The sequence below is a fragment of the Halomonas rhizosphaerae genome (assembly GCF_030010555.1).
Lineage (GTDB): Bacteria > Pseudomonadota > Gammaproteobacteria > Pseudomonadales > Halomonadaceae > Halomonas > Halomonas rhizosphaerae.
In genome coordinates this window covers 81,169-90,529 of the sequence record NZ_JASCQP010000018.1, presented here as the reverse complement: position 1 = coordinate 90,529, position 9,361 = coordinate 81,169, and the positions used below count along the sequence as shown (strand labels likewise).

At 68.6% G+C, this 9,361-nt stretch carries 12 protein-coding genes and 3 tRNA genes; 4 read left to right on the top strand and 11 right to left on the bottom strand.

Annotated features, from left to right (window positions below; genetic code table 11):
- Window positions 1-119: 119 nt before the first annotated feature.
- A complete protein-coding gene (locus tag QLQ83_RS06160) occupies window positions 120-659 on the bottom strand; it encodes an FxsA family protein (protein ID WP_282734642.1) in 540 nt (179 codons plus the stop codon).
- A gap of 220 nt (window positions 660-879) precedes the next feature.
- On the opposite strand from QLQ83_RS06160, the gene QLQ83_RS06155 reads away from it, so the two are divergent.
- Entirely contained in the window at window positions 880-1,641 is a 762-nt protein-coding gene (locus QLQ83_RS06155; RefSeq protein ID WP_282734641.1) for an SDR family oxidoreductase, read from the top strand.
- Window positions 1,642-1,715: 74 nt separating this feature from the next.
- On the opposite strand, the gene QLQ83_RS06150 is transcribed toward QLQ83_RS06155, so the two are convergent.
- The gene (locus QLQ83_RS06150; RefSeq protein WP_282734640.1) at window positions 1,716-2,006 is read right to left on the bottom strand and encodes a ComEA family DNA-binding protein; all 291 of its coding nucleotides are present in this window, start codon (window positions 2,004-2,006) and stop codon (window positions 1,716-1,718) included.
- A 215-nt stretch (window positions 2,007-2,221) separates the two neighbouring features.
- Here QLQ83_RS06150 and pyrF point away from each other — a divergent pair, with 215 nt between their 5' ends.
- Entirely contained in the window at window positions 2,222-2,923 is a 702-nt protein-coding gene (gene pyrF / locus QLQ83_RS06145; RefSeq protein WP_282734639.1) for an orotidine-5'-phosphate decarboxylase, read from the top strand.
- A gap of 6 nt (window positions 2,924-2,929) precedes the next feature.
- On the opposite strand, the gene lapB is transcribed toward pyrF, so the two are convergent.
- Genes lapB through QLQ83_RS06130 form a run of 3 tightly spaced genes read right to left on the bottom strand, consistent with a single transcriptional unit; the run spans window position 2,930 to window position 4,769 of the window.
- Window positions 2,930-4,114 carry a lipopolysaccharide assembly protein LapB gene (gene lapB / locus QLQ83_RS06140; RefSeq protein ID WP_282734638.1) on the bottom strand — a complete coding sequence of 395 codons (1,185 nt, stop codon included), beginning with the start codon at window positions 4,112-4,114 and terminating at the stop codon, window positions 2,930-2,932.
- 1 nt (window position 4,115) lies between these two features.
- The gene (locus tag QLQ83_RS06135) at window positions 4,116-4,421 is read right to left on the bottom strand and encodes a LapA family protein (RefSeq protein ID WP_282734637.1); all 306 of its coding nucleotides are present in this window, start codon (window positions 4,419-4,421) and stop codon (window positions 4,116-4,118) included.
- 51 nt (window positions 4,422-4,472) lie between these two features.
- Window positions 4,473-4,769, bottom strand: a complete 297-nt coding sequence (locus QLQ83_RS06130; protein ID WP_040187190.1) for an integration host factor subunit beta — start codon at window positions 4,767-4,769, stop codon at window positions 4,473-4,475.
- 201 nt (window positions 4,770-4,970) lie between these two features.
- Here QLQ83_RS06130 and QLQ83_RS06125 point away from each other — a divergent pair, with 201 nt between their 5' ends.
- Both QLQ83_RS06125 and QLQ83_RS06120 read left to right on the top strand, forming a co-directional pair.
- Window positions 4,971-5,264 carry an FAD assembly factor SdhE gene (locus QLQ83_RS06125; RefSeq protein WP_282734636.1) on the top strand — a complete coding sequence of 98 codons (294 nt, stop codon included), beginning with the start codon at window positions 4,971-4,973 and terminating at the stop codon, window positions 5,262-5,264.
- Window positions 5,224-5,622, top strand: a complete 399-nt coding sequence (locus QLQ83_RS06120) for a protein YgfX (RefSeq protein WP_326521402.1) — start codon at window positions 5,224-5,226, stop codon at window positions 5,620-5,622. The genes QLQ83_RS06125 and QLQ83_RS06120 overlap by 41 nt, the downstream gene beginning before the upstream one ends.
- A 30-nt stretch (window positions 5,623-5,652) precedes the next feature.
- Here QLQ83_RS06120 and nadB read toward each other — a convergent pair whose 3' ends face one another.
- The 6 genes from nadB to pgsA all read right to left on the bottom strand — a co-directional run bounded on the left by nadB (window position 5,653) and on the right by pgsA (window position 9,339).
- Complete coding sequence (gene nadB / locus QLQ83_RS06115; protein WP_282734634.1) at window positions 5,653-7,233, bottom strand: L-aspartate oxidase; 1,581 nt, start codon at window positions 7,231-7,233, stop codon at window positions 5,653-5,655.
- Entirely contained in the window at window positions 7,214-8,374 is a 1,161-nt protein-coding gene (locus QLQ83_RS06110; protein WP_282734633.1) for an FUSC family protein, read from the bottom strand. Before QLQ83_RS06110 ends, nadB begins: the two co-directional genes overlap by 20 nt.
- Before the next feature lie 58 nt (window positions 8,375-8,432).
- Window positions 8,433-8,519 (bottom strand) — tRNA-Leu (locus QLQ83_RS06105).
- 33 nt (window positions 8,520-8,552) lie between these two features.
- Window positions 8,553-8,626 (bottom strand) — tRNA-Cys (locus QLQ83_RS06100).
- Window positions 8,627-8,652: 26 nt separating this feature from the next.
- Window positions 8,653-8,727 (bottom strand) — tRNA-Gly (locus tag QLQ83_RS06095).
- Window positions 8,728-8,787: 60 nt separating this feature from the next.
- The gene (pgsA, locus tag QLQ83_RS06090) at window positions 8,788-9,339 is read right to left on the bottom strand and encodes a CDP-diacylglycerol--glycerol-3-phosphate 3-phosphatidyltransferase (protein ID WP_282734632.1); all 552 of its coding nucleotides are present in this window, start codon (window positions 9,337-9,339) and stop codon (window positions 8,788-8,790) included.
- Window positions 9,340-9,361: the final 22 nt, after the last annotated feature.

The window sequence follows — 9,361 nt, the reverse complement described above, 5'->3', positions numbered from 1 at the left end:
GGTTCGCCTTCCTTGTCGATGGCCCGGGGGTTAACCCGTGCCGAATCCTGATGCTGTCGGATAAGTGGGGCTCGGCATTGGGCTTTCAAGGCCCCGCATGAAAATTTTTTGTGCCCCGCTCAGCGCGAATCGTCACGCGAGATGAACTCGCCTTCGAGGGGCTCGTCCTGTGGGTCGCCGTGCGGCTGCTTGCCTTGCTCGTGAGTGCCCCGCTCAGCGGAGGATTCCCGGCGCGGGCCCGCCTGCTGCCAGTCGGCATCGGTCCCCTGGCGCGGGCGATAGGTCTCGGCATGCAGGTGCAGGCCCTTCATGCGCACGCCCACCCAGCCGAGCAGCCTGGCCAGCAGGCGCCGCGCATTCGGGATCAGGCACATGAAGCCCAGCGCGTCGGAGAGGAAGCCGGGGGCCATCAGCAGGGCACCACCGAAGATCAGGGCCGCCCCGGTCAGCAGCTCGCCCGAGGGGATCTCCCCCTGGGCCATGCGTTCCTGGGCACGGGCGAAGGTGGCCACGCCTTCCCGGCGGATCAGGTGCAGGCCGATGAACCCGGTGGCCAGGACCAGCAGCAGGGTGCTCAGCAGCCCGATCTGGCTGCCGACCGAGAAGAGGATGACGAAGTCGAGCAGGGCGAAGAGGGTGAAGATGACGAGAAAGGGCATGATGACTCCGCGTAAGACAGATGCGCAGGTGATGGGGGCAGGGCAGGAAAATTCAAGCCAGCGCCGTGGCGTGCCGGAGTGATGGAATGTCCTTCCATGATTCGCTATGGTGATGGTGCAGCGCACCATAATAAGGTTATAGCGTGCACTGGTCCACGCGCCGGCGGCTGCCCGGCAACCGCGCCGACAGCGCGATTTCCCATCCCCTGGAGAAGCGCCCATGAAACTCGACAGTACCGTTATCGCCATCACCGGCGGTGCCCGCGGCCTTGGCCTGGCCATGGCACGCCGGCTCGGTGGTCAGGGGGCGAGGCTCGCCCTGATGGACATGGACGGCGATAGCCTCGACGATGCCGTCTCCGCCCTGCATGCCGACGGGATCGAGGCCCGCGGCTTCGTGGTCAACGTGGCTGACGAGGCGTCGGTGACGCAGGCGTTCCGCGACATCGCGTCATCGCTGGGCCCGGTCCACGGCCTGGTCAACAATGCGGGCATCGTGCGCGACGGCCTGCTCGTCAAGGCCAGGGATGGCAAGGTGGAGAAGACCCTGCCGCTGGAGCAGTGGCAGCAGGTGATCGACGTCAACCTGACCGGCGTCTTTCTGTGCGGGCGCGAGGCGTCGGTACAGATGATCGAGGCGGGCCACCGTGGCGTCATCGTCAACATCTCGAGCATCTCGCGGGCCGGCAACATGGGCCAGAGCAACTATGCCGCGGCCAAGGCCGGTGTGGTGGCGCTGACCACGACCTGGGCAACGGAGCTGGCACGCTACGGCATTCGCGTGGGGGCAGTGGCGCCGGGGTTCATCGAGACGGACATGACGGCCGCGATGCGTCAGGACATGCTCGACAAGCTGACGGCGGGCGTGCCGCTTGGACGGCTCGGCCAGCCCGAGGACATCGCCGAGAGCGTGGCCTTCATCATGACCAACGACTACTTCACCGGACGCGTGGTCGAGTGCGACGGCGGGTTGCGCCTCTAGGCGGCCGCCGAGGGTCGAGGGGGTGACGCCGGCCGAGCGGCCGGCGTCGTCGTGGTTGACAGGCGCAGCCCCGCTCAGAAGGTCACCTGATCGGCGAGTCCCTCCACGGTGGCCTCGCCGATGCCGTTGACTCGCGTCAGCGCCTCGGCACTCTCGTAGGGGCCGTTCGCCTCCCGGTCCTCGACGATCGCGGCCGCGCGAGTCTCCCCGATGCCGGGCAACTCGGTCAGCAGCTCGGCATCGGCACTGTTGACGTTGATCGGCTCCATCTCCTGGGCCAGCGCCTGGCCGGCGACAAAGGGGGCGAGGCCGAGCAGCATGACCAGCAGCAGGCCGGGCAGGCGTCGCGTGATGGCGGTAATCATGATCACTCTCCTTGTTCCTGGGTGGTTGCGGCCGACACCGCGCGGCGCCGGCCTGCCCCTTTCAAGCTAGTGGGCTCCCGGCCGCACCCGTGTCATCGAATGCGGTCGAGTCATGTCAGCGATTACGGAAGGCGTGTCGGCGACCTGGCGGACATGCGCCGTAGGCCATGGCTGATATACTTGGCCGGTCCACCCAACCCGCCAGGAGCCAGCCCGTGCCCACCGCCTCCCCCCTGATCATCGCCCTCGACTATGCCTCCCTGGACGCCGCCCTGTGCATGGCCGATCGCCTCGATCCCTCACGCTGCCGGCTCAAGGTGGGCAAGGAGCTCTTCACGCGCAGCGGGCCCGAAGTGCTCGATGCCCTTCACGGCCGCGGCTTTGAGGTGTTCCTGGACCTCAAGTTCCACGACATTCCCAATACCGTGGCCGGGGCGATCCAGGCCGCCGCCGAGCAGGGTGTGTGGATGGTCAATGTCCACGCCAGCGGTGGCCGCCGGATGATGGAGGCGGCCCGTGAGCGCCTCGACCGCCAGCGGTTGACGACCCGGCTGATCGCGGTGACGGTGCTGACCAGCATGGAAGCCGCCGACCTGGCGGAAGTGGGCATCGAGACCTCGCCTGCCGACCAGGTCGAGCGGCTGGCCGTGCTGGCCCGTGACAGTGGCATGGACGGGGTGGTCTGCTCGGCGCAGGAGGCGTCGCGCCTGCGTGAGCTGTGCGGCAGCGACTTCCTCAAGGTGACCCCGGGCATCCGTCCGAGCTTCGCCGTGGCCGGCGATCAGCGTCGCGTCATGACCCCTGCCGATGCCATGGCCGCCGGCAGCACCCACCTGGTGGTGGGGCGGCCGGTGACCCAGGCAGAGGAGCCGATGGCCGCCCTGGCCACCATCGAGGGCGAGCTGGCCGGCGACTGACCCTGGCTACTCGCCCTCGATGCAGGTGATGGGCTTGGTGGTGCCCCAGCTGCGACAGCGGGGGCACTGCCAGTGCAGCCGTTCGCCGGAGAAGCCGCAGCGTCGGCAGCGGTGGCGGGGCAGGGCCTGCACCAGGGCGTGGGTGTGGTGCTGCAGCAGCGCGAGGCGCTCGTGCTCCTCGCCACTGGCGTTGTGCCGGTAGAGGGTCAGCAGGTAGTGCACCGCCCCCAGGCTGGGCTCCCGGTCGAGCTGCGCGGTGACCAGCGACAGGGCGTCCCGGTCGTTGCCGTGGTGGTGGCGCAGCGTCTCGGCCAGCCGGGTGATCACGCTGGTGCAGGGCGCCTGCTCGAGGAGCTCCTGCAGGCAGCGGATCAGGCCCTCCTCGTCATCCAGCAGCCGATAGGCGCGGGCCAGGGGCTCGAGGATGGTGGGGGTGAAGGCCGGGTCCTGGTCGGGAATTCGCCTGAGCAGTCGGATGGCCGGCTTGTACTGGCCGGTATCGTGCTCCATGGCGGCCAGCAGCAGGTTGGCGCGCACGCAGTGCGGGTCGGTGGCCAGGGCCTGGCGCAGGTGGCGCCGCGCCAGCACGGGGCTGGCCGAATGACGCTCCTGTTCGGCCAGTTCGCAGAGCCAGTGCGCCGCCGCGCGGCGGATGTCGTCGTGCTGTCGGACCAGCCTGGGCAGGGCGACATCCAGCGCGGCCTGCCACTCGCCCTCCCGTTCCAGCAGGTCGACCAGCAGCCGCCTGGCCGCATTGCGCAGTTCGTCATCCTGGCAGTCGCGCACCAGGCCCTGAAGAAGGCGCTCGGCGCGGTCGAGCAGGCCCAGGGCGAGGAAATCGCGGGAGAGCTCGAGCTGTACCCGGTCGCTCTGCTCGGCGGTCAGCGTCGGGCGGGCGAGCAGGTTCTGGTGGATCTTCAGGGCGCGGTCGGCCTCGCCCCGGGTCCGGAAGAGGTTGCCCAGCGCCAGGTGCGTCTCGATGGTGTCGCTGTTGACCTCCAGCGCACCGATGAAGGTCTCGATGGCCCTGTCCTGCTGGTCATTGAGCAGGTAGTTGAGGCCCACGAAGTAGTCCCGCGCCAGCGCCGGCGGCTGTGATGTCCTGCCGGTGCCCTGGCGCTCCCGGCGGCCCAGCCACCAGCCGATGGCGACGGCCACCACCAGCAGGGCCAGCAGGAAGACATCGGGCATTCTAGGGGAGTTCCTTCATCTCCTGGACGCGCAGGCGGTCGAGCTCCTTGCGCTGCTGCTGGTTGTGCCGCTGGGCGCGGGTCAGCAGGGTGCGCAGGCGCAGGTAGACGCCACTCATGGCGAGCATGCCCAGCAGCACGCCCACGGCCAGCGAGACCAGCAGCCAGACGGAGAGCGAGGCTGCAGGCAGCTCGATCCAGATCAGGTTGAGGGGCAGGGCCTGCTGGTTGTTGACGGCAAAGAGGATGCCGATCAGCAGCACCGCCAGCAGGATAATGGCCAGGATCAGGCCTTTTAGCCAACGCATGTGCTTGTTCCCATGTCGGTTGAAGGAGAGACGGCGGTCGCTGGGCGCCGCTCAGTAGCCGAGCGCGCGGCTGGCATCCACCTGTTCGCGCAGCTCCTTGCCGGGTTTGAAGTGTGGCACGAACTTGCCGTCGAGTGCGACAGGTTCCCCCGTCTTGGGGTTGCGACCCACCCGGGGCTCGCGATAGTGCAGCGAGAAGCTGCCGAAGCCGCGGATCTCCACGCGTCCCCCCTCGGCCAGGGTGTCGGTGATGTCGTCGAGGATCAGGCGCACCGCCGCCTCGACCTCCTTGACCGACAGCTCCGGCTGTCGCATGGCGATCTGTTCGATCAGTTCGGACTTGGTCATCGGCTCTACTCCGTGCGGTCCTGCCTGGGTCGACGCGATCCCGGCGTTGTTGTTTTTCCAAAGCATACTGTGCAAGTCTCGAGAAAACAACGCACTACGACCTTTTCTCGAGCCGGCGGGGAGTGAGGGGGCGGCAGGCTGCCGGCGGGGCGGGGCTCGGGTATACTGACGCCACACTCATCCGACCCAACGAGGCCGACCTTGAACGACGATTCGTCTCCGGAAGCGACCCTCCGCAAGCGCCTCTACTGGCATTCGCGTCGCGGCATGTGGGAGCTGGACCTGCTGCTGATTCCCTTTCTCGAGCAGTGCTATGGCGACCTGGCCGAGGCCGACCAGGCGGCCTTCCGGTCACTGATCGAGGAGGAGGACCAGGACCTGTTCGCCTGGCTGATGCGCCGCGAGTGGCCCGAGGATCCGGCGCGGCGGCGCATCGTCAAGATGATCGTCGAGCATGCCGAGACCACCGACAACGATCGCTATCGCAACCTCTAGGCTATCGCTGGCCGCCCATGGGCTCTCGGCCGCGGCGGTTGCCGGTCTGGTGGCAGCGGTGGCACCGGCCTGGGCCGGCGTGCTCGCGGCGGTGGTGCTGGGCGGGGTGCTGGTGACGCTGGCCCGGCAGCGCCCGCGTGGCGAACTGCGTGGCACGCCGAAGGCGGCGGGTGGCGTGGAGTGGTCCTGGCGCGACAGTGCCGACCAGGCCTGGCGCGCGGTGAGCCTGCGCTGCGACTACCTGGGTCCCTGGCTGATCGGGCTGAGGGTCGAGGGACGGCGCCTGTGGCTGTGGCCCGACAGCAGCGATCCCGAGTCGCTGCGTCGCCTGCGCCGGGAACTGCTGCCGCTGCCCTGAGCGCCCAGGCCAGCGCTCAGGGCCAAGGGGTCACATCGCCTCCAGGGCCTGCAGCCGAATCCGCGAGGGGTGCGGGGTCGCGTCGCCGTGGACCGGGCAGTCGGGGTTGAAGTGCAGGCCGCGGGACTCGCGCCTTGCCCTGGCGCAGGCCACGGTGAGGCGCGCCAGGCGCAGCGCATGCCAGAGGTTCACCAGGGGCACCGTGGGTATGGCGTCCGTCATGCGGGGGGCGAGACGCCGATGCAGCTGCGCCAGGCCGTGGGCGGCCTCGGCAAGCCCTTGGTCGGTGCGCACGATGGCCACGCGGGCACTCATCAGCTGGCGCATTGCCTCGCGGATCTCCTCGATGTCGTCCCGGGAGACGCGATGCTCGCCCCTGTGGGTCGGGGCCAGCTCGGCAGCCGGCTCCGCCTCGGCGGAGCGTAGCCGTCGTGCGCAGCTGCGGGCATAGACCAGGCACTCCAGCAGGGAATTGCTGGCCATGCGGTTGGCCCCGTGCAGGCCGGTGCAGGCCACCTCGCCGATGGCGTGCAGCCGCGGGACGGTGGTGCCGCCCTCGAGGTCGGTGGTGATCCCGCCGCAGCTGTAGTGGGCGGCCGGGACGACCGGGATCGGCTGGTGCACGATGTCCAGCCCGCGACTGGCGCAGTGGGCATAAATGGTCGGGAAGTGATGGCGGATGGCGTCCTCGCCGAGGTGGCGGATGTCCAGGAAGACATGATCGGTGCCGGTGTGCTGCATCTGGGCATCGATGGCCCGGGCAACGATGTCGCGGGGCGCCAGTTCGGCCCGCGGGTCCACTGCCGGCATGAAGCGCTCGCCCGCGGCGTTGATCAGCAGCCCGCCCTCGCCGCGAACCGCCTCGCTGACCAGGAAGGCGGGGCCCTCGGGGTCATAGAGGCAGGTGGGGTGGAACTGCTGGAACTCCAGGTTCATCAGCTCGGCGCCGAGTTCGGCGGCCATCATCATGCCCTCGCCACTGGCCGGCTGGGGGCTGGTGGTATGGCGATAGAGGCCGCTGGCCCCGCCGGTGGCGAGCACGGTGTCCTCGGCCGGCAGCTCGTGCAGCCGGCCATCGGCATCCAGGCAGCGTGCCCCGCGGCAGAGGCCCTCGCCGTCGCCGATCAGGCCGATGGCGGTAAGCTCGCCACACAGTCGGATGTTCGGGTGGGCCTCCACATGCTGCCTGAGGGTCTCGACGACGGCACGGCCGGTGGCGTCGTCGGCATGGATGATGCGCCGCGCGCCATGGCCGCCCTCGCGAGTGAGGTGGTAGGGATAGCCGGCATCGGGACTCGCGTCCGGCGTAAAGGGGACGCCCAGTGACAGCAGCCACTCGATGGCCGAGGGCCCCTGCTCCACGGTGAAGCGCACCGCCCGCTCGTCGCACAGGCCATCCCCCGCCACCAGGGTGTCGGCCACATGGGCCTCGATGTCGTCCTGGGGGGAGAGCACGGCGGCGATCCCGCCCTGGGCCCAGCGGCTGGCACCCTGGTCGTCGCTGGCCGGTCGCAGCAGCGTCACCCGGCGATGGTCGGCCACCTCAAGTGCCAGAACCAGCCCGGCGACCCCGCCGCCGATGACCAGCACTTCATGCTTGCCGTCTGTCATCTGCCTTTCCTTCTTGCGTTGTGGCTCGCGTGATGGCCGAGGGGGCTTCGTTGAGGCCGTGGTGGGGGGCCCGGCGACGCAGCCGCCGGCTGGGAAGGCGTTCGAGGCCGCCCAGGCGCCGGGTGAGGTCGGCGGTGAGGCGGGCCAGTTCCCGATTGAGCCACAGGTAACCACTGGGGCTGAAGAGCATGCGGCCATCGGCGGACCGGGCATTGCCGGCCAGTTCGGCGTGGCGCTGCAGCTCGAAGGGGGTGATGGTCACGTCGACCGGCTGTCCGGTGCGCACCTGGAAGGCCAGGGTGCCGATGCCGCGCGCCAGGGTATGCTGTTCCTCGCGGAGTCCGCTCATGGCGTCGATGTGTTCGTGCCCGTCGCGACTGGTCCAGTGAGTCTCGAGCAGCAGCTCGATGGTGGAGAGCATGCGCCGCTGCAGCGATATCAGGTCGTCCAGCTCGTCGCGGCTCAGCCGACGCTCGCGATGGATGGCATCCACCAGGCCTCGCTGCTTGACCAGCAGGCTGCTGGTGGCCTTGAGCATCTCGCGGGCATCGATGTCGGGGGCCGCCGTGGCCGAGGTGTGAGCATGGTAGAGGCGGGCCATGCGGTCCAGGTTGTCGGCCAGCATGAAGCGCATCATGTCGGTGGCCTTCTGCGGCAGCACCAGCACCGTGACGGCGATGCCCACCAGGGTGCCTAGCAGCACGTCGAAGGCGCGCCACAGGGCGATACCGAGTTCCTGCGTGCCGTCGCCGATCACCAGCAGCAGGCTGATGGCGAACATCAGGCCGCTGTAGCCGTGCCGGTTGCTGAAGGTCAGCCATGTGGCGACGGCGATGCCGGCGAGGGCGGCGACGGGAACGAGGGGTGGCCAGGGCAGCGGTAGCAGGATCAGCAGCAGGCCCCAGCCGGCACCGAGCAGGGTGCCCAGCAGACGCTGGCGCCCCTTGTCGAGCACGCCGCCGATATGCGGCAGGTTGCCCATCACCATGATGGTGCTGACCAGCGCCCAGCCGCTGTGCTGGATGGCGAAGAACTCGATGATGCCGAAGGTGAAGCACAGGGCCAGCACGATGCGCAGCACATGCAGCTTGCGCCGATGCTGGTAATTGAAGTAAGGATCGCGCAGGCGCGGCAGGATCATGTCACGGCGTCCCGTTGGAGGGTCGCGCCCGACGCTTGCCGGAAGGGTGCAGGAAAGCTGGTGCCCGGAGCCGGGCTCGAACCGGCACGGTGTTTCCACCGAGGGATTTTAAGTCCCTTGCGTCTACCAATTTCGCCATCCGGGCGGCACGGTTCCGAGCGGGCAGCTAGGGGAATGATGGAGGCTGGAGTCGGAATCGAACCGGCGTACACGGAGTTGCAGTCCGCTGCATAACCACTCTGCCATCCAGCCTCATGAGTCGTGCCATTCGTGGGGAATGGAGCGGGAAACGAGATTCGAACTCGCGACCCTCGCCTTGGCAAGGCGATGCTCTACCACTGAGCTATTCCCGCCTGACTCGAGAGCGAATTATACGGATAAGTCGGTGACTGTCAAACAGTTTTCACCACTCCTCAGCGCATCGAGCTGCTCAGGTGCGGCCATGCCGCCTTGAGGTAGAGGGCCATCGACCAGAGGGTCAGCAGGGCCGCCACGTAGAGCGTCGCCACGCCCAGCAGGGCAACGGAGGTACCCGGGGCGAAGGCCAGCAGCACCAGCAGGGCGACCATCTGCAGGGTGGTCTTGACCTTGCCGATCCACGAGACCGCCACCTGGCCGCGTTTGCCCATCTCGGCCATCCACTCGCGCAGCGCCGAGATGACGATCTCGCGGCCGATGATCACCAGCGCCGGCAGGGTCAGCCAGATGGCCTCGTAGCGCTCGATCAGCAGGGCCAGGGCGACGGCCACCATCAGCTTGTCGGCGACCGGATCGAGGAAGGCGCCGAAGGGGGTGGACTGGTCCCAGCGCCGGGCCAGGTAGCCGTCGAGCCAGTCGGTCACCGCGGCCAGCGCGAACAGGGCGGCGGCCAGGGGCATGCTCCAGGTGAAGGGCAGGTAGAACAGCACCACCAGCAGCGGGATGAAGAGGATTCTGGCCAGGGTGAGCAGGTTGGGGATATTCATCGGGAGGTGCGGTCCTTGCCAT

Excerpts from the sequence above, each read along its gene's own strand:
- nadB (WP_282734634.1), bottom strand. The coding sequence starts at position 7,233 with ATGACAGACGGCAAGCATGAAGTGCTGGTCATCGGCGGCGGGGTCGCC.
- QLQ83_RS06155 (WP_282734641.1), top strand. The coding sequence starts at position 880 with ATGAAACTCGACAGTACCGTTATCGCCATCACCGGCGGTGCCCGCGGC.
- QLQ83_RS06120 (WP_326521402.1), top strand. The coding sequence starts at position 5,224 with ATGCCGAGACCACCGACAACGATCGCTATCGCAACCTCTAGGCTATCG.
- QLQ83_RS06150 (WP_282734640.1), bottom strand. The coding sequence starts at position 2,006 with ATGATTACCGCCATCACGCGACGCCTGCCCGGCCTGCTGCTGGTCATG.
- QLQ83_RS06110 (WP_282734633.1), bottom strand. The coding sequence starts at position 8,374 with ATGATCCTGCCGCGCCTGCGCGATCCTTACTTCAATTACCAGCATCGG.
- pgsA (WP_282734632.1), bottom strand. The coding sequence starts at position 9,339 with ATGAATATCCCCAACCTGCTCACCCTGGCCAGAATCCTCTTCATCCCG.
- QLQ83_RS06130 (WP_040187190.1), bottom strand. The coding sequence starts at position 4,769 with ATGACCAAGTCCGAACTGATCGAACAGATCGCCATGCGACAGCCGGAG.
- QLQ83_RS06135 (WP_282734637.1), bottom strand. The coding sequence starts at position 4,421 with ATGCGTTGGCTAAAAGGCCTGATCCTGGCCATTATCCTGCTGGCGGTG.
- lapB (WP_282734638.1), bottom strand. The coding sequence starts at position 4,114 with ATGCCCGATGTCTTCCTGCTGGCCCTGCTGGTGGTGGCCGTCGCCATC.
- QLQ83_RS06160 (WP_282734642.1), bottom strand. The coding sequence starts at position 659 with ATGCCCTTTCTCGTCATCTTCACCCTCTTCGCCCTGCTCGACTTCGTC.